General features: G+C 43.3%; 18 protein-coding genes. 12 read left to right on the forward strand and 6 right to left on the reverse strand.

Translation table 11 applies throughout. The annotated features are described in order from the left end of the window. The first annotated feature begins 2 nt into the window (after positions 1-2). Positions 3-1,502 (forward strand): CoA-acylating methylmalonate-semialdehyde dehydrogenase, encoded by a 1,500-nt coding sequence (locus tag IPL34_RS02590; RefSeq protein ID WP_296837265.1) that lies wholly within the window; start codon positions 3-5, stop codon positions 1,500-1,502. A gap of 136 nt (positions 1,503-1,638) precedes the next feature. On the opposite strand, the gene IPL34_RS02595 is transcribed toward IPL34_RS02590, so the two are convergent. Then, positions 1,639-2,799, reverse strand: a complete 1,161-nt coding sequence (locus IPL34_RS02595; protein ID WP_296837268.1) for a mechanosensitive ion channel — start codon at positions 2,797-2,799, stop codon at positions 1,639-1,641. Positions 2,800-2,840: 41 nt separating this feature from the next. Beyond that, positions 2,841-4,010, reverse strand: coding sequence for an OmpA family protein (locus IPL34_RS02600; RefSeq protein WP_296837271.1), 1,170 nt, complete (start codon positions 4,008-4,010; stop codon positions 2,841-2,843). A 276-nt stretch (positions 4,011-4,286) separates the two neighbouring features. Here IPL34_RS02600 and IPL34_RS02605 point away from each other — a divergent pair, with 276 nt between their 5' ends. Next, positions 4,287-4,874, forward strand: a complete 588-nt coding sequence (locus IPL34_RS02605; protein WP_296837274.1) for an HD domain-containing protein — start codon at positions 4,287-4,289, stop codon at positions 4,872-4,874. A gap of 41 nt (positions 4,875-4,915) precedes the next feature. On the opposite strand, the gene orn is transcribed toward IPL34_RS02605, so the two are convergent. Further along, positions 4,916-5,461 carry an oligoribonuclease gene (orn, locus tag IPL34_RS02610; protein WP_296837277.1) on the reverse strand — a complete coding sequence of 182 codons (546 nt, stop codon included), beginning with the start codon at positions 5,459-5,461 and terminating at the stop codon, positions 4,916-4,918. Positions 5,462-5,556: 95 nt separating this feature from the next. Between orn and IPL34_RS02615 the strand changes: the two genes are divergently transcribed. Together IPL34_RS02615 and IPL34_RS02620 are read left to right on the forward strand one after the other, a co-directional pair. After that, entirely contained in the window at positions 5,557-6,810 is a 1,254-nt protein-coding gene (locus IPL34_RS02615) for a M48 family metallopeptidase (protein ID WP_296837280.1), read from the forward strand. A 2-nt stretch (positions 6,811-6,812) separates the two neighbouring features. Next, positions 6,813-7,190, forward strand: a complete 378-nt coding sequence (locus IPL34_RS02620) for a hypothetical protein (protein ID WP_296837283.1) — start codon at positions 6,813-6,815, stop codon at positions 7,188-7,190. Positions 7,191-7,331: 141 nt separating this feature from the next. On the opposite strand, the gene IPL34_RS02625 is transcribed toward IPL34_RS02620, so the two are convergent. Next, positions 7,332-8,648 carry a hypothetical protein gene (locus tag IPL34_RS02625; RefSeq protein WP_296837287.1) on the reverse strand — a complete coding sequence of 439 codons (1,317 nt, stop codon included), beginning with the start codon at positions 8,646-8,648 and terminating at the stop codon, positions 7,332-7,334. Between the two features lie 201 nt (positions 8,649-8,849). On the opposite strand from IPL34_RS02625, the gene rsgA reads away from it, so the two are divergent. From rsgA to IPL34_RS02665, 8 genes are all read left to right on the forward strand, one after another. After that, complete coding sequence (gene rsgA / locus IPL34_RS02630; protein ID WP_296837289.1) at positions 8,850-9,728, forward strand: ribosome small subunit-dependent GTPase A; 879 nt, start codon at positions 8,850-8,852, stop codon at positions 9,726-9,728. A gap of 91 nt (positions 9,729-9,819) precedes the next feature. Then, complete coding sequence (locus IPL34_RS02635; RefSeq protein ID WP_296837292.1) at positions 9,820-11,742, forward strand: transglycosylase SLT domain-containing protein; 1,923 nt, start codon at positions 9,820-9,822, stop codon at positions 11,740-11,742. A 7-nt stretch (positions 11,743-11,749) separates the two neighbouring features. Further along, positions 11,750-12,862, forward strand: coding sequence for a type II secretion system minor pseudopilin GspK (gene gspK / locus IPL34_RS02640; protein WP_296837296.1), 1,113 nt, complete (start codon positions 11,750-11,752; stop codon positions 12,860-12,862). A 10-nt stretch (positions 12,863-12,872) separates the two neighbouring features. After that, entirely contained in the window at positions 12,873-14,099 is a 1,227-nt protein-coding gene (gspL, locus tag IPL34_RS02645; protein WP_296837299.1) for a type II secretion system protein GspL, read from the forward strand. Further along, the gene (gene gspM / locus IPL34_RS02650) at positions 14,096-14,578 is read left to right on the forward strand and encodes a type II secretion system protein GspM (protein WP_296837303.1); all 483 of its coding nucleotides are present in this window, start codon (positions 14,096-14,098) and stop codon (positions 14,576-14,578) included. Before gspL ends, gspM begins: the two co-directional genes overlap by 4 nt. Beyond that, a complete protein-coding gene (gene gspN, locus IPL34_RS02655) occupies positions 14,575-15,378 on the forward strand; it encodes a type II secretion system protein N (RefSeq protein ID WP_296837305.1) in 804 nt (267 codons plus the stop codon). Before gspM ends, gspN begins: the two co-directional genes overlap by 4 nt. 335 nt (positions 15,379-15,713) lie before the next feature. Next, on the forward strand, positions 15,714-16,622 hold the full coding sequence (locus IPL34_RS02660; RefSeq protein WP_296837308.1) for a LysR family transcriptional regulator: 909 nt from the start codon (positions 15,714-15,716) through the stop codon (positions 16,620-16,622). A gap of 19 nt (positions 16,623-16,641) precedes the next feature. After that, complete coding sequence (locus IPL34_RS02665; RefSeq protein WP_296837312.1) at positions 16,642-16,944, forward strand: accessory factor UbiK family protein; 303 nt, start codon at positions 16,642-16,644, stop codon at positions 16,942-16,944. Here IPL34_RS02665 and IPL34_RS02670 read toward each other — a convergent pair. Together IPL34_RS02670 and IPL34_RS02675 are read right to left on the reverse strand one after the other, a co-directional pair. After that, positions 16,941-18,503, reverse strand: coding sequence for a flotillin domain-containing protein (locus tag IPL34_RS02670; RefSeq protein ID WP_296837315.1), 1,563 nt, complete (start codon positions 18,501-18,503; stop codon positions 16,941-16,943). The two genes, IPL34_RS02665 and IPL34_RS02670, sit on opposite strands and share 4 nt — an antisense overlap. 133 nt (positions 18,504-18,636) lie before the next feature. Next, positions 18,637-19,218 carry a thioredoxin family protein gene (locus tag IPL34_RS02675; RefSeq protein ID WP_296837318.1) on the reverse strand — a complete coding sequence of 194 codons (582 nt, stop codon included), beginning with the start codon at positions 19,216-19,218 and terminating at the stop codon, positions 18,637-18,639. Positions 19,219-19,241: the final 23 nt, after the last annotated feature.

The following is a 19,241-nucleotide window of genomic DNA, read 5'->3' on the forward strand; positions in this document are numbered from 1 at the left end:
GCATGCAAACCTTAGGTAATTTTATTCACGGTAAACGCGTTAGCAGTGAAAGTAGCCGTATGGCTCCGGTATTTAATCCCGCAACGGGCGAGCAAACTAAACAAGTATCCCTCGCGACAGCGGAAGAAACTCGTGCTGCGATTAGCACTGCACAAGCGGCTTTTAATGAGTGGAGCAAAACCCCACCGCTACGTCGTGCACGCGTGATGTTTAAATTCAAGGAATTACTAGAGCAACATAAGGACGAACTCGCCGCCTTAATCACCTCAGAACATGGCAAAGTACTCTCTGATGCCCACGGTGAACTCACACGAGGTTTAGAAGTCGTTGAATTTGCTTGTGGTATTCCGCATTTACTCAAAGGTGAGCATTCGCTCAATGTCGGAACAGGAGTAGACAGCCATACCCTGATGCAACCCTTAGGCGTCTGTGCGGGTATTTCACCATTTAATTTCCCGATGATGGTTCCGATGTGGATGTTTCCGGTTGCCCTCGCCTGCGGTAATACCTTTGTCATGAAACCCTCGGAAAAAGATCCCTCCCCCGCTTTGCGTATGGCTGAGCTATTAAAAGAAGCGGGCTTACCTGATGGCGTGTTCAATGTGGTGAATGGGGATAAAGAAGCGGTCGACGTATTGCTCACCGATCCACGTATTCAAGCGGTGAGCTTTGTAGGTTCGACCCCGATTGCTGAATATATCTATTCCACCGGCTCAGCACATGGCAAACGAGTTCAAGCCTTAGGGGGAGCAAAAAACCATATGATCATTATGCCCGATGCTGATGAGGATCAAGTGGTTAGCTCACTCATGGGAGCGGCTTATGGTTCGGCAGGTGAGCGCTGCATGGCGATTTCGGTAGCGGTTTGCGTGGGCAATGAGGTTGCAGATAAATTAGTGCAACGCTTAGCTCAAGAAATTGATGTTATGAAAGTAGGCAATGGCTTAGATCAAGATGAGCCACATATGGGACCACTGGTTACCAAAGAACACGCTGCAAAAGTGAAAAGCTATATTGATCAGGGTGTTGCTGAGGGTGCGACTTTAGTACGAGACGGGCGTCAATTTGTAGCGAAAGGGTATGAAACCGGTTATTTCGTAGGACCTACGCTATTTGATCAGGTACAACAGGGCATGCGTATTCATAATGAGGAGATTTTTGGTCCCGTACTCAGCGTGATGCGCGTCAATACCTATGCGGAAGCACTCGCTATTATTAATCATCATGAATACGGCAATGGTACTGCGATTTTTACCCGTGATGGTGATACCGCACGTCAATTCTGTGAAGAAGTACAAGTTGGTATGGTAGGAGTCAATGTGCCCATTCCAGTTCCAATGGCGTTTCATAGCTTTGGCGGTTGGAAGCGCTCTATTTTCGGCCCACTGAATGTACATGGACCTGACGGGGTACGCTTTTATACTCGGATGAAAACGATTACCAGTCGTTGGCCTACTGGCATTCGAGCGGGTAATGAGTTTTCCATGCCGACCATGAAATAATTTAACCATTACAGCCGATTTGTAGGGGTAGACCTATGTGTCTACCCTTTTGCAAGACAGCAGTGCTAACGTAATTAAGGGCAAACACCTAGGTTTGCCCCTACACATCAAAATATACTGAGCTAATAATTAAGGCTCAGCGATTTTTCAATACCCGCTGTGCCCAATAATTAGCAATTGCCCGAGCTGCTTCGCGTCCACCTAGACCAAACGCAATCGCTAATGCCACCGCTACTGCACCAAGGGTAAAACCAAAGGCCATATTGACAATATTATCCGCCAAGCCCATAGCTCTTAAGCCCATAGCGAGCACTAAACCTAATATACCAAAGCGAGCGATATTCGCTACTACTACACTGGTGGTTGCGAGTAATTTATTATAAGCCAAGGTACTTAAAGCATAACCGACTACTAAAATTAAGGCCCCTACTAAAATGCTACCGCCAAATTCTAATACTCGTGCAAAAATATTAGAAACAATATCAATCCCTAAAGTACTAACCGCCGCTGTAGTAGCCGTAAGCATAGCAAAAAACATAATAGCGTAATTAATTAACTTAGTTAGAGTAAAGCGAGGTGTAAACACACTATAAATGCCTAAACGCTGTGGCAATGAATCCACTCCTAAGCCAGATAAGATTCCACTAAGAATATAGGTCACAAATTTAGCTGCAAAATAAGACACTATCAAAATAACCGCCGCACCAATAATATTGGGTACAGCCGCCATTAGTTTATTAATCATCGCTGAGGCAGGCACAGTAATCGCTGGAATATTTAATACTCCTAAAGCAGCCACTAAAATCGGTAATAGTAGAGCCGCAAATATAAATGTACTACCAAACTTAGCTAATTTAATATCGGTATTGCCAGTACGTGAGATAATATGTTGATCTACTCGCTTTAAACCTACTCCTGCAAGACTTGATACAATTTTTGCAATGATCCAGCCTGCATAGCCAATGACACCCGCACCAATAATATTCGGCACTACCGCGACAAACTTATTCACCATCGCTTTTAAGGGTTCCATTACACCCGTCAAGCCAAAATGTTGTAGCACTGCGAGTAATACAAACAGTGTTAGTACCGCTTTAATTAAAGTAGCAATAGGACGCGCTAAATTAGTTCGCTCTAAAAACCCTACTCGCGTTAATAGTCGCCTAAAGAACCCAGCAATAATACTGACAATAAATAAGCCCACCACTAGAATTAATAAGCCGATTAAAGCATGACCTAATTTACTACTCGCCCAAGGGCCTAGCATATTAGTAATAGGTGCTAGTATATTTTCCATAGTTGTAATTCCTTCTCTTTTAATACTTTGCAGTACTCTGGTTATTCTGTCACGATAATTTCGGTACGACGATTTTTACGCCGTCCCTCTTCGGTATCATTACTAGCGATAGGATTTAATGGCCCTACGCCTTCTATGCGAATACGACTACCTGTTACACCCAACTTCACCAATTCATTTTTAATATTGTTACTACGCATTAGGGATAAAATAGAATTGTTATTAAAGTCACCGATATTATCGGTATGACTACGAATCAAAATATTAGCATTAGGATATTGGTTAAGGCTTTGTGCTGCGACTTTAAGTTGATTCATTGCAGCCGTATTTAAAGCCGTTGAACCAAAATCGAAAGTGATCTGATCTAATACTAATGGCTGACCGAAAACGGGTTGTTTTAATTGATTAGTTAATTGCTGTTCAAACTGCACTAGATCCGGTGTAGGCTCAGTAGTTGTTTCTACAATAGCAATAGGCTCAGGCTTGGCAGGTGGAGTTACATTTAATTCCACGGGTGGCGACACCACAGTCGGCACTGGCTCCACAGCCGGAACCGCAGCAATAGGCGCAACGGGAGTAGCTACTGGCGCGTTTGTAACGCTAGGAGTAGTGACCTCTGTGGTTACAGTCACGGTGCTAGTGGGTTGAGGTACTTGAGAAGTCTGCGCTGCTAATTGAGTACGTAGCTGATTGATTTCAGACTGCTGGCGCTCGGTCATTTCAGTACGTACTTGATTCAGGGCTAACTCATGAGCAGTATTGAGTTCCATGCGCAAATTGGCTAATTCTGTCTGTTGTTGAGCACTTAACTCGGCACGTAATTGATTTAACTCATTACCAGGCAGCGTTACCGCAGGTGCGTCTATATTAGTACCTATCAATGGCGTACTAGGCACTGTAGCAGTGGCTGTATCTAGCGCAACAGGTGTTGTTATAGGAGCCGCAGTCAATGAGGCATCGGCTAGATTAGCCTTAGGGGTAACAGACAAAGCGCTGGTATCTAGTGCTAAGGGTAAGGGTGATAAGGGTGCTGTAGTAGGTGCTGCGACTACCGCAGAGGAGGTAATAGGTAAGGTTGGGGCTATATTAGGCGTATTAAGCCAATAATATAACCAACCAAAAAACAATACCGCCGCCCCAGCAATACCATATTCAAATAAGTGCGGCTCGGCTGTGACCGGCATAAAAGTGGAATCATCTTGATTAGACATGAGTCTCGTCCTGAGTCAGAGTATTCAGTAGTCAAGCTAATAAACAGCAAGCCTTTACTAGAAAAAGTACAAGGCTAATAATTATTTAAGGCATTTGACGCTTATCCTTAAATACTTACCGAGCAATCTAACAATGCAGCTTCTAGGACGTATAGTGGTTGTGGATACGCGTATAAATCACAGAGATAGACGCGCTATTAGACTAGGGTTCACAGGGTTTACTCACCTTTTATCCTTTTTGGGGATAATGTTTTAATGAGTTTTTAGGGATTAGTGATGCAGACCAATGCTCTCCTCAATGCTACAGATTTATCAAACCGCCTCGCTTTTATTCAAGCGGCTCAAAGCCTTAAAGAGGTACTACGTAGCGCCTATACCGCCAATGGACGGCAAGAAAGTACCGCAGAGCACACATGGCGCTTAGCCCTATTGATCATGGTATTAGCGGATCAATTGCCTGAATTAGATTTACTGAAAACACTCAAAATGGCGGTCATTCATGATTTAGGTGAGGCGATTCAGGGTGATATTCCAGCGATTATGCAGGAAGGGGTAAGCAATAAATCGGCTCAAGAACGCCAAGATCTAGCTACCCTATTGCAACCTTTACCTAATCGTTTGCAGCAAGAGTTTTTAATGCTTTGGGACGAGTATGATCAAGCGAGTAGCCCAGAGGCTTTAGCGGTTAAAGCCTTGGATAAACTAGAGACATTAATTCAGCATAATCAAGGCTTAAATCCAGCCGATTTTAATTACGCCTTTAATTTGAGCTACGGCAAACAGTATACCGATCAGCATCACTTATTTGCAGCCTTACGCGAGCTGGTTGATCAGGACACGCAAGCTAAAGTACTGGGGCAATGAGCCAGTACTTTCGGATTGAAAAACAGCTTCTGCAAAGCACTCTAAATTTTGAGCATGGTCTGGCGATAATGCTTTAATTCAGCAATAGAATCGCGTACATCATCTAAGGCTAAATGGGTAGATTCTTTACTAAATCCCTCTAAACTTGCTGGATTCCAACGCTTACATAGTTCTTTAAGGGTACTCACATCTAAATTGCGATAATGAAAAAACCGCTCTAATTGCGGCATACACCGCGCTAAAAAGCGTCGATCTTGACAGATACTATTGCCACACATCGGTGAAATACCTGCTGGCACATATTGACTTAGAAACTCAATAGTCAGGCGCTCGGCTTCTGCTTCATTAATAGTACTTTCTCGCACTCGTTGAATGAGACCGGATTGACCGTGTTGGTTTTGATTCCACTCATCCATCGCCTCCAGTACTAAATTAGGCTGATGAATAGCCAACACAGGACCCTCGGCAAGAATGGTTAATTCTTTATCGGTGACGATAGTAGCAATCTCAATAATACGATCATTAAACGTATCGAGTCCGGTCATCTCCAAATCAATCCAAATTAAGTTACTATCGCTAAAGCTCATATATCATCCAGTCTCAATCGAGTTTAAATTGACGTAGCGGGCGTGATGCAGTAAATCCATACCCATTCATGATTGAAATAGTAACAGAAAAATTTATGCAAACCTTTACCGTCTTATTCCTAGTATTTTTGCTGGCTTATGTCGGCGTACAACTGTGGCTCTCTTTGCGGCAATCTCAGCATGTGAGCCAACATCGCAGTGCGGTTCCTACTCCCTTCATGGGCAAAATTACCTTAGAGCAACATCAAAAAGCAGCGGACTATACGCTGGCTAAAGGACGCTTTGGGCGTATTGAACTCATGATTGGCTTAGTAGTGCTCTTAGCGTGGACTTTAGGTGGAGGCTTAGAATGGCTTGATCAAGCGTGGCGTTCACTCAACTGGAGTCCACTTTATACCGGTGTTGCAGTAATTGTCAGCATGTTGGTGATCAGTAGTTTGATCGATTTGCCTGCTAGTCTCTATCGCACTTTTGTCCTCGAAGAAAAGTTTGGCTTTAATAAAACGGATCTCAAAACCTTTGTAGTCGATATGGCAAAAGGTACTGCTTTAACGCTAGTACTGGGTGTACCTCTGATTATGCTTATTTTGTGGTTAATGGAGTCAATGGGGGATTATTGGTGGCTGTATGCGTGGGGGGTACTCACTGCTTTTTCGCTCTTGATGATGTGGGCTTATCCTAAATTTATTGCGCCTTTATTTAATAAATTTGCCCCACTGGATAATGGCGAAGTCGCCGAACGCATTAATGCCCTATTGACGCGCACGGGCTTTAATAGCAATGGTATTTTCGTTATGGATGGTTCTAAGCGTTCGGCACATGGTAATGCTTACTTCACAGGTTTTGGTAAAAATAAGCGCATTGTATTTTTTGACACCCTCTTGGAACATTTAACCCCAGCAGAAGTTGAGGCAGTGCTCGCACATGAACTAGGTCATTTTAAGCGTAAGCACATTATCAAAGGGATGCTGGTATCGATGACTATGACCTTTGTAAGCTTTGCGGTATTGGCATGGCTGATGAAACAAGGCTGGTTTTATAATGGTTTAGGGGTCAGTCAACCTTCTACCTATATGGCTATTATGCTGTTTATGGTTGCTAGTCCGGTATTTACTTTCTTTATTGGTCCTATTATGTCGTGGTGGTCACGTAAACATGAGTTTGAAGCCGATGCGTTTGCCGCCGAACAGTCAAGTGCTACGGAACTCATTAGCGCTTTAGTGAGTCTTTACAGAGAAAATGCGAGTACTTTAACGCCCGATCCCTTACATTCGGCCTTTTATGATTCGCATCCACCTGCGTCGATTCGTATCGCGCACTTACAACAACACAACCTTGGGGTAACGTAAGGATGAAACCATTACTCGGCTTAATCAGCACTCTTTTACTACTCAATAGTGCCTCTGTATTAGCCTCGGATGCTGCCTTAGGGCAGCGTCTATTTAGTCAATCGCGCTGCTTAGAATGTCATGGGGCAGAAGTATTCACCAGCCCCATACGCAAAGTACAAAACCTACAGCAATTAGAACAAAAAGTACGCCAATGTGACGCTAGTCTTAGCACCAATTGGTTCGATGATGAAATCTTGGCAGTGGTACAGTATTTAAATCAAACCTATTATAAATTCCCCACTCCAGCCGCTGCTGCTAGCCCTACACACACACCACAAGTCACTACTACACTCACGTCTAATCCGCCTCACTCACTGAATAGTTTCTTTGCGCGTTAAGTGTAGTTAGCCATTTATCGCTGCACCTACTAAAGCGATACAACTATTAATTGACTGCTCCAAGTCCAAACTATTCTAAGAACACAAGCTTGAAAGAGGCACTATGCCTCACTTGGAGCAGTGAGAGTGTGAGATCACACCTTATCCTTGCTGCTCAATCATTTTTCTAAAGCGTAGAATCTGTTTGTCACGAATCTGTTTCATATCCAAATGATAAATTTCATAGGGAAATAAAAACTCCATCACACCAGAATCAAATAAGCGCCTTACTTCATATTCATCATGCGAAGTACCGCGCTGATAGCGATAATTGAGATAGCTTTGGTTGGTATGAATAATAAACTCTACGCGCATTCCGCCCATACGCGCGAAAAACTTCAACATTTGGATTTGGTTACTACTACCTACCGCTGTAGCACCATATAAATTACCTGCTAAGGTATCGGAGACATCCTCCAAAATCATAATCGAACCTGCTTTAACCGCTGCCCGTGTTAAATGGCGCACAAAACGTCTGACATGGTTTTCATTATCCAACACCGCCATCAGTCCCAATTCATCATCGACCGCAACGGCTGGGTTTTTCTCATTTTTACGTAATAATTTCAACACTTTGGCGGCTGAATCCTTTTTACGTACCGATACGTAAACAGGTATATCTTTACCATTGACTTGAAATAAGCGACGTTTAATGAGGGTCAGTTTTTCGTTTTCCTCTAGGTCTGGCAAATTTCGTACACTTTCAGCATCAAGCACCTGCACCTCAGTACAACTAAAATCACTCTGTGCATGGTGACTCGCCAAATAAGCAATTTCCAACTCACCAATCTTAAGCTGAGGACTCCATACATGCTGATTAAGGAAATTTAAAAAGGCCGAAAACTTATTTTCAATATCAGTTTCACGTTCGCGCTGATCAATTGAACCCGCCAAGCCCATCAGTACTAACTTACGTTTAGCCTCAAAACGAATTTTCTTGTGGTAGCGATTATCGAAAGTAATGAGCAGTAACTCGATTGGGTTTTTCGAGGCCTCAATTTCATTACTAATTTCAATATGCGAGCTATAGGGAGCCAACACTTTACTACGCAATTGTGTAATTACGGCATCAGCGGTATTCATATATTCACGGATGTGCATCTTTAACTCTGGTAATTCACCGCCAACACCAAATAAATTACCTAATAAACTATAAGCATGGGGGTTAAGCTGTTCACAGCGTTCGGTATCTTCTAGAAGGTCGGTGATTTCATCGAAACTTTCGATCTTTAGCAAATCAAATATTCTGTCACGCACCATGCGATACTTACTTGCCGTCGACTTATCCTGTCGAAAATTTTTTGCCCATTTTCGACTTTGAAAGGAGAAAGGATGCTCAAGCAAAATCTGGTCATCGACGGCAAAAGGACCATCTTGCTTCATAGCAATAAAAATAGATTTTTCGTCAATGATGCTCATAGGCTTAATTTATCTATTAACGGAAGGGGGATGGTTATATTGTATAATAAGTTATCATAATATTCTGACGAATTATGCTCAGATCAGACTTTATATGGAAATAATCTTAATCATATCTCCCCACCACCACATAAAGCTTGTTCGCTTTATGTCAAAGTTTCCCGCACAATACGGCTTTATTTGCCTTAGATGATCTTGCCTATGAATGATCTTGTGACAGCCCGCGTCATTACCCGTTTTGGGGCGGATGTCTTAATTACCCATGCTAATCAGACGATTCGCTGCACGCCTAAACGTAAACTAGAACACATTGCTTGTGGTGACTATGTAACATGGGAAGAAAATGCTCAAGGCAATGCCACTATTACCACTATTTTACCGCGTACTAATGTGCTGACCCGCCCAGACTTTCGGGGCAAACCTAAGAATATTGCCACCAATATTGATCTAGTGATTATTGTGGTGAGCTGGCGTCCTAGTCCTTCGTGGGAAATGCTGGATCGTTATCTAGTAGCTACTGAGTTGCTCCCTGCTCAAGCGTTGATTGTGATGAATAAAGCAGATTTGGCTGATGAATACGCTAGTGCAGACGATTTAAAATGCTTAGCAGAATATGAGCACATTGGTTATTCCATACTCTACACTCAAGCTAAAGAAGGCAGTGGCATAGCAGCATTACGCGCAGCGATTGGGGCTAAAACCGCGATTGTGGTCGGACAATCAGGTGTAGGTAAATCATCGCTGGCAGCGCAACTATTGCCTGAACAAGAGATACGTGTGGGTGAAATAGCCGATACAGGCGAGGGTAGACATACTACGACTAATGCTATGCTCTATGCTTTACCTGAGCATGGTTTTTTAATTGATTCCCCCGGAGTGCGGGATTTTTCTTTAAGTGCGGTCACCCGTGAACAGTTACAGCAAGGTTATAGCGAGTTTCGCCCTTATCAATTTCAATGTCGCTTTAATAACTGTACCCATGCTCACGAACCGCATTGCGCCATTAAACAAGCGGTCGCTGCGCAACAACTACCACCCCACCGCTATGAGCGCTATTTGAATCTATTAGCGAGTTTGTGACATGCTACGCATCTGACCCCTGCACCGCTTGCCACCAATTATAATAATCCTGCGGCGGGCGGGTTTATTGACTGGTTTAAGTTTGAATGTGATGAAAACAGTAATATTAATTCTAGGGGTACTGAGTACTTTATCCACGCCTTGGGTGCACGCGAATGTTACACCTGAACAACGCACCCTATTCCAAACCGCTTATGCAGCGGCTCAACAAGGACGCTTTGAGGAAGTTAATACCTATAGTGCTTCATTAAAAAACTATCCGTTGTTCCCTTGGCTGGAATATGAATACTTAAAACAGAACCTGAATACCGTATCGGGTGAAAGTATTCTTGCCTTTACCTCACGCTACCCTAATAGCGTAATGAGTGATGAGTTATTTGAGCGTTGGTCTAACCGCTTAGCGGCTGATGCGAACTGGACGGGTATCTTAGAATTAATCCCCAGTGATCATCCAAGTGACTCCTTGCAATGCTATCGAGCTTTAGCCTTAGGTAAAGCGGGTAATAGTGAGCAAAGCATCCAGTTAGCTACCAAGCTAATCGCCACTAAACAAGGCGGGCTACCTGCTCCTTGTACCGAGGTACTCGGCATATTGACCCAGCACAATGTGCTTTCAGACTATCAACACTGGAAACGTATTGAGCAAGCTATGGAGGAGAATCAAGTTAGTTTTGCTCAAGCGGTTGCTAAATTACTGCCCCTAGATAAACAACTTTTGGTAGAGCGTTGGGCCGAAGTGCGGCGCGATCCTGCCACCGAACTACCCAAACTATTCACTGAACCGGACTCTGCTGAATTACGCGATGTGATCGTGTATGGCATAAAACGTTTGGTGGCTAAGCAAGAAACTACCGCTCAGACTTTATGGCAACAAGCCCAAGCTAAATTTCCCTTTAATGGCGCACAGCAAGGTAAGATCCAGAGCGAGTTGGGTTTATGGGAAGCGATACGCCAAAAAAATAGCGCCCTCCTACTATTACGTGCTATTCCTGATCAATATCGTACTCAAGCAGCGAATGAATGGATGGTACGCATCGCCTTACGCCAAGAAGCTTGGGACGATGTACTCAAAGCGATTAATAGTATGGAAGCTGATATTGCCAATGAGTCTACTTGGAAGTATTGGAAAGCACGCGCCTTATATGCCTTGGGGCAAGCGGAAACTGCCAGCTCGTTATTTCACGAACTAGCGCCTAATGCTACGTTTTATGGTTTTTTAGCCGCTGATCAATTAGGTCAACACTATGCCAAACTTCAGGAGCCTCCACCTGATCGCTCGCAACGTATTAATGGAATTAAACGCCTCGCTGCATTTGCACGTTGGCAAGAATGGCTGGCGCTAGGAGAGCGTAATAAAGCCCGTCAAGAATGGTTTCGTTTACTAAAAGCGATGGATAGAGTGGGTGTGCAAGCAGCCGCTCAACTGGCTAATGAAGGGGGCGATTCTAATTTAGCTATTTGGACAGTATCGCGTACTAAAGATTGGAATGCGGTCGATGTACGTTTTCCGCTGCAATTTGAGGATTTAGTTAAAAGCTCCTCGCAAACTCAAGGTATTAATCCCGCTTGGATTTTAGGCGTGATTCGACGTGAAAGTGCATTTGATCAACAGGCTAAATCGTCTGTTAATGCACTAGGTCTGATGCAACTTATGCCCGCTACGGCTAGGCATATTGGTAAACGTTTAGGGCTAACTCTCAATGCTAATGAAGATATCCTCCACCCCGAAACCAATGTCACGCTAGGTAGTGCCTATTTAAAGGAGATGTACAAGCGTTTTGGAGGCGATTATGTGCGGGCTACCGCAGCCTATAATGCAGGCCCTGGGCGAATTCCTAAATGGAAACCCGACCGCACTTTACAAGCTGATCAATGGATTGAAAGCATACCCTTTGAAGAGACGCGCGAATACGTCCAAGCAGTAATGAGCTACACCACTATCTATGATGCCAAACTGCATCCCGGACACAGTGTGCGCTTATCACAACGCTTAAAACCGATTTCAACGGACTAATACCCTGATGCCAAGGCTACCTCACGCTCAACAAGGAATTGCATTACTAACCGCTTTGTTAGTAATGGCTATTGCGGTGATGGTAGCGGCAGCGGTGATTAGTACTCAGCATTACGATGTCAAAATTCAAACCAATATCCAGCAATTAGAACGGGCTTATCAATACACTAGCGGTATTGAACAAATGGCGGGGCTGTGGCTGCAACGCGATTTAAAACTGAATCAGACCGATAGCTTGCTAGATACTTGGGCTACCACCTTACCTGAAATGCCGATTAAAGACGGTGAAACCGTGATTGGTAGCTTTTCCGGTAAAATGGAGGATTTGCAAGGTTTATTTAATCTCAATACCTTATTAGACGATAAAGGTAATCAAACGGATTTAGGTCAAACTTTATTTGATAAGTTAATTAAGGCTCAAACCTTACCCGCGCATTTTCGCTTAAGCGTTACTGATTGGATGGATAAAGACAGTGCGACGCAGCATGCGAATAGTGCGGAGGCAGATTTTTATATGACCAGTAAGCCTGCCTATTTCGCCGCTAATCAACCGTTTGCTGATCCTAGTGAGTTATTTTTAGTGCGCCTTGATTCATTAGCGCCTGAAGAAACCCGTAAGAAACTAGATGAACTACTAAAAATCTCTAGCGCTTTACCAAGTAAAGCGTTTACCAAAATTAATATCAATACTGCACCCGAAGCATTGTTACAGATATTAGTACCCAATGATGTGCAGATGATTGTAGCGACTAGACAGAACCAACCCTATGATCAAGATGGTTTAAATAACTTTATTACAACCACTAGCTCTGATTTAAAAAAAGAGTTTCAATCTATTATACCTAATCCTAATTATAAGCCTGCTCAAGGAGATAAACCTGAAGAAGGCGAACCCTTTAATAAACTACAATGGTCAAACGTCTTTGGGGTCACTTCCAACTATTTTCGTTTACGCGGGCTTATAAAAATCGGTTCAGTCCGTCTCAATACAATATCACTACTAGAGCGCACGGAGAGCGGAGAAATTCGTATCTTAATGCGCCGATTTGAGTACACTACGGAGCAAAACCAAACGCCTAGCGAACTATCACCTTTAGACTTGAACCAGACTGCTCAATAAAACAACCATTATGACCTTACTCGTGCTGCGCCTAAGCGCCCCCAATCAACAAGATATGCCTTACGCTGTATTGAGTCGTGATGGTTTAACTGCGCCTTGGCAAACAGCGACTTGGGAAGAGCGCAGCAAAATTATTAAGCCAGCGCGTCAGATTATGGTGTTAATTCCTAGCCGTGAAGTACTGATCACTACGGTTACGCTCAAAACCCGCAATCAGCGCCAACTGGCTCAAGCCTTACCCTTTGCGCTAGAAGAACAATTAATGAATGATCCGGAGGCTCAACATTACGTCTGGCATAGTCTTAATAGCGAGGAAGGCATTCATCAGGTAGCCGTGATTGAGCATGCCCGTTTACAACAATGGTTGGATTTTTTACATCATAATGGTATTGCACCCTTCGCTATTCTACCTGATATAGCCGCTTTACCGTTCACTGAAGGCTATCAGACTGCATGGCTTAATGATCAAGGTCTATGGGTAAGGCAGAGTGCTTTGAATGGTTATTACACTTTAGCGAGTACATGGCGCTTACAAATCGCTCAGTGGCTCGCCCAAGGTACAGAAGAAAACCCCATTCACCTGCGAGTTTTGGATAACACCCCCCATCTACCCGACACTAGCCATTTAGTTATTACGTATGACACCCCAGAGCAGGCACAACACTTACAACGCCCCGATGTGCAAAGTGCATTGCCCTTGAATTTAATGAAGGGTTTTAAAACTCAAGCTCACTCACAACTCACTCATTTATGGCAACAATGGCAGGGCGCTGCTTGGACTGCGGCAGCGACCGTACTGATTGCGTTAGTATTACAAGGCTTAGAAATTCGCAAACTCCAAAACGAAACCGATAGTTTACAAGCACAAAATATTGCTCAATTTAAAAGCGTATTTCCTGAAGCGGGAGCGGTTGATCCTGCCTTGAGTCTCAATTCGCTGATCCAATCTGAACTCAAGAAGCTTCAAGGTAATAAGGCTCCTCAGCAAACACCCAGTGCTATACCGCTTTTAAAAACACTAGCACAAGTGTTGCCCCAACAACCGATTACCTTGCAAGCTATTAACTGGAATCAAAACAAACTCACTTTACGCTTTACCTCTGAATCAACCGCAGTTATTCCAGAGCTGGAAAAAGCGTTAAGCACCGCTTTAAAGCGCGAAGTCAGCATTAATTATCAACGGGATGCTAATAAAGTAGTCGGTGAATTTAGTTTAAGCACGGAGCCAGTGGGATGAAAACTTGGTGGTATACCCTCGCTCCACGTGAGCGCTTATGGGTGATAGTAGGCAGCCTATTAATACTAGCGACGGTATTGTGGTTTTACGCCATTACGCCTTTATTGAGCTATAAACATGCACTGCATGAAAGCCATACTGAGGCTTTAGCCAATCAATTACAGCTCAAGCAATTAGCGCCTATTGTGGCCGCTCAAACTCGCCCTGCCCTAGAAGAACCTGTGACCAATGAGAAACTGGCTTATTTAGTCGAACCGTTATTACAGCGCTACGAATTAGATCGCCCTGAGATTTTAGTGAGCCAAAGTGAAGTGGCGAATGGTGCTGTCAATTTGCGCCTGCAAAAAGCCCCTTTTAATCAAATTGCGGCACTCTTGGGGGCACTTGAATTGCATCATCAAGCTTATGCCGTTCAATTTAATATCACCCCCACCCCTGAAGCGGGCTTAGTTAACGCCAATATCACGTTACAACGATGAAAAAAGTAGTAGGATTTTTATTGGTAGGATTAATCAGCTATCTCATTAGCCTAGTCACTCTCGCGCCGTTAAATTTGATTTGGCCTTATTTACCAAAACCTGAAGGCTTACAAGTGGGAACCGTTGAGGGCTTAATCTGGCGTGGTGAGGCTTATAATATTCAACTGCCAATAGCCAATAGTCCGACGCTTCAACGGTTCAACTGGGAATTTCAAGCACCATTACTCTTACAAGGGCAAGTAGCACTTAAATGGGATACACAAGTTTTAGGGGGTACAGCCAGTGGGATTTGCGGTCTCAATTGGCGCACCCAAGTGCACTGTCAAACCCTAGAGTGGGATTTGCCTGCTAATGTGGTGAAACAATTAGCTCCAGACTATGCCTTTCTTATTCCCGATCTTGCGGGGCAACTGCGCGGTAATGCCTTTGACTTAATTTGGGGACGGCAAGGATTACCACAATTTACCGGACAACTCGCTTGGGATAATCCAGAAACGTTGACGGGTATACCGATGAACTTGGGTAAAGCCTTTAAAGTGGCACTTAGTGGTGATGACGCTGGGATTAAAGGATTTGCCACCTCTGAGCAAACGCCTATTGATATTACGGGCAGCCAAATTAATTTAGCCCCCACGGGACACTATCAATTAGAAACGCTAATTCGTGCTACTCCTGAAACCCCAGACCCTCTACGCCAAGGCTTAGATATGATGTTTGGTATGGCACAGGCAGATGGAACTTACCGTCAACTATTAGAGGGTGACGTAATATTGCCTCCTGCATTACAAAACACACCTTAAAATTAAATTAAAACAGCACATATTAATTTTAGACTCTATAATTAGAATAGCTTGATGAATCTATAAGCTAATTACTTTATTCTGGTGTCATCAGGGCATTAGATACTGAATATGTTACACAGTATTTAACCATAGTATTAGAGTATCGTTTAGTTCTAGTGCATATCGTGGCATACTGAGTCACTCCTTGAATTTCTAAGGAGTATGTAGGCTAAACCTGATCGTTTAGCCAACGCTTTTAGTCTAATGCTCAAGAGTGTTTAAACCCCCTCCGTTAGTTACTAAAAGTCTATTTCTACCCATCTATTACTAACAACCTAGTGAACGATTAGTGTATGAGTCAATTTGACGATTTATTCTGGTTAATAGAAGTGGCCGATGCAGGCACACTTACAGCCGCCGCCGAAAAAAAAGGCGTCACCGTCGCAGCGGTTAGTAAACGTATCCGCGCCGTGGAGGAGCGTTTAGGAGTTCGTTTATTAAATCGCAATACCCGTCATTTAAGTTTAACTGAAGCTGGTAATATTTATTATCAGCGGGGCAAACACATTTTAGATGAACTTTACCATCTTGAAGAAAATGTGATTTCCACCAGTGAGCGCTTATTAGGTGATATACGTATTAATGCGCCCTTGTCTTTTAGTATTAATAAACTTTCTAAGTTATTAGTACAATTCCAACAAGAGCACTCTAGTATTAATATTTCCTTACATTTAGATGATCATTTTATCGATGTGCATAATAGTGAATACGATCTTATTATTCGCATTGGTAAATTACCGGATTCTTCTATTGTCGCTCAACGTCTAGCCAGTGTTAAATTAGTGTGTTGTGCAACCCCACAATATCTAGCGAAACACGGCACACCGCAAACTCCTAATGAGCTAAGTCAGCATAATTGTCTAGAGTATAATCAAATTAATCGTAAAGATCGTTGGTTATTCAAAAAAGACAAAACGGAGTATGAAATACTCCCGCGTGGACAGTTTAAGGTGAATAATGGTGATATGATTCTCACAGCTATTTTAGAGCATCATGGGATTGGTATATTACCTGACTTTCTTGCTGAGGAAGCGTTACAATCGGGTGCTATTGTACCGGTTTTAGCCGACTATGAAATGGAAGAGCTAAATGCTTATGCTATTTATGCCAGCCGTAATTTCTTACCTGCTAAAATCAAACGCTTAATCGAGTTTCTCCGTGACGAACTATCAGAAGGAGAAAACCACGAACCGATTGAATAAATAACCTAAGGAGTTTGTTATGTCTGGTCTTAATCCTTTTGAATCTGTGATTCGCGGTCTTTCAAGCGCTTTGCCTGAACCCTTAAAGGCGATGCAACAGGAGTTTGAGAACACAGCTAAGCAGGCTCTAGAAGGTGCATTACATAAAATGAATCTAGTCACTCGTGAAGAGTTTGACGTTCAAATGGCAGTATTACAAAAGACTCGCGCAAAATTAGAAGCGCTCGAACAGCAAGTAGCCGAGTTAGAGCAACATTTAGTGGCAAAAAATGTTACTCATCCCACTCCTACTAGCAATACTTCCAACGCATCCCCTACTTAAGGGGTATCGGAATCCTCAGGTGTAACTTGGCTCTTTGGAGTGGAGTTTACACCTGAGTTTTGAGGGTTTAGCTCTCGTTTGATTCCTTCAGTAAGCTGATTTAAGCTCCCACCTTTCAGTCCTACCTCATTCAATAAGCTTTCTACTAAAGGTAATTGCGCTCGATAGCGCAAGGCACTATCCACCACTTGATCAGAGAGACTGCTAGAGGCAGCACTAGCAGACACCTGCCCACCGCTCCCACCTGCTAGTTGATTCAAACCATCAAGATGCATAATTTTAATGCCTTCAATATTCTCTAAAGGACGTACACTTTCACGCACAATATTCGGTAACTGCTTAACAATTTCTAATTTGACCTGCATAGAAATCTGTTCATTCGAGAGTAAATTAGCTGCCTCATTTAAAGCGCGTTTACCCGCAGCTTCAATCTCATAACGAATTTTAGCCGCATTCGCTGCCAACTCTTCTGATAAGGCATTAGCTTGAGCAATAATACGTTGGCGATCCGCTTCTTTTTCAGCACTAATAATTTCAACAATCCGATTGCGCTCCGCCTCAGCCTTTTCACGAGCAGTACTAATTTCCTCCGTCACGGCGGCGGCCTCGGCTTTGACTCGATCCGCTTCTATCCAAGCCTCAGCAATACTTTTTTCTAATTGAGCTTGGGTAATCTCCATATCACGCCGCGCCATTTCAATCATCGTGGTTTTAGCAAAGGTAATTTCTTCAATCTCGCGTGTTATTTTAGCTTCTTGCTCGGCTTTTTCTTTCTCACGTTCTTTTTGAGCAAAAAATTCCTGCATATCTAATTCGAGTTTTTTCTTTTCACTTTCTAAGTCTTTTTTCTGAATTTCGACCTCTTTTTCACGCAAAATAAAATTACGCCGTTTTTCATTTTCTGAAGTAATCTGATCGAGTAGTGTTAAGCCTTGAGCGTCAAATGCATTAGTAGGATCTAAATATTCCCGTGCGGTTTGATCTAAACGGACTAAAGAAACTGACTCTAGCTCTAAACCATTTTTTTGAAACTCTTGATTCACCGCTTGCTCTACATTGCGTTCAAAATCTTTACGCTTTAAATGTAGTTCCTGCATTTCCATATTCGAGGCGACTGAACGCAATGCCGCCACGCACTGTTCTTCAACCAATTTCTGTACTTTTTCGGGCGACATAGTCATAGAGCCTAAGGTACGAGCAGCATTAGAAATGGCTTCTGGATTCGGCGGTACACGTAAACGGAATTCAGCACTCACATCAACCCGCAAAGGATCTTTAGTAATCAAAGCTGCTTTATTCGAGCGCTCTACCTTAACCGCAATAGTTTGCATATTAATCGGGGTGGCTTCATGAATCACCGGTAAGACAAACGCCCCGCCATTTAATACAATCTTTTCCCCACCAAACCCCGTGCGTACAAAGGATAGATCTTTACTGGTACGCTTATAAAACGCTGCCATCGATGCTATTACGACTAGGACTACCATTAATACAATGATAAAAAATAAGGTCAGACTATCCATGAATACTTTCCAGCCACTATTTCGGGTTAACCACATGCACGAGTGACCGTCATTGGATATTTCTGGAGCAGTCTTGGCGGCAGGGATGCCGCCTTGAAGCGCACAGGGATGTATTCACAGCAACTGCGGAAGCAATATGCAATGACGGTTACGGATTCATACTGCTACTTTAACTGGAAAAATAATCCGGTTCATTACCTGCTTTCCATTTAATATTGCAACCTAATGAAGCTTTTTGCTCCTCGGCTATAGGTAGATGCTCTACTACCGCTGCTAAGGCTTGACGCAAATCAGCTCCCGTCACAGGTTCATCATTACGCGGACGCGCATTATCAAATTGCCCGCGATACACCAACTTATGATCGGCATCAAATAGGAAAAAGTCAGGCGTACACGCTGCTTGATAGGCTTTGGCCACTGCTTGCGACTCATCATATAAATACGGAAAGGTATAACCCGCCCGCTCTACTTCAAGCTGCATATTTTCAGGTGAATCATCAGGATAATGCTCTGCATCATTGGCATTAATCCCTACTACCCCCACACCTTGCGCTTGAAACTCGCTAGTTAATTGTGCGAGTTGAGCGCGAATATGAATCACATACGGGCAGTGATTACAGATAAACATCACTAATAAAGGTTTAGCCTTAAAATCATCTCGTCTGATCACCTTACCCGTTAAGGGTTCTAACAGGGCAAAATCGGGGGCTTGCGTGCCTAGGGCTAACATAGTCGAGGGGGTACGCGCCATCGTTTAACTCCATATGAATACTA

Source organism: Thiofilum sp. (assembly GCF_016711335.1).
Classification (GTDB): domain Bacteria; phylum Pseudomonadota; class Gammaproteobacteria; order Thiotrichales; family Thiotrichaceae; genus Thiofilum.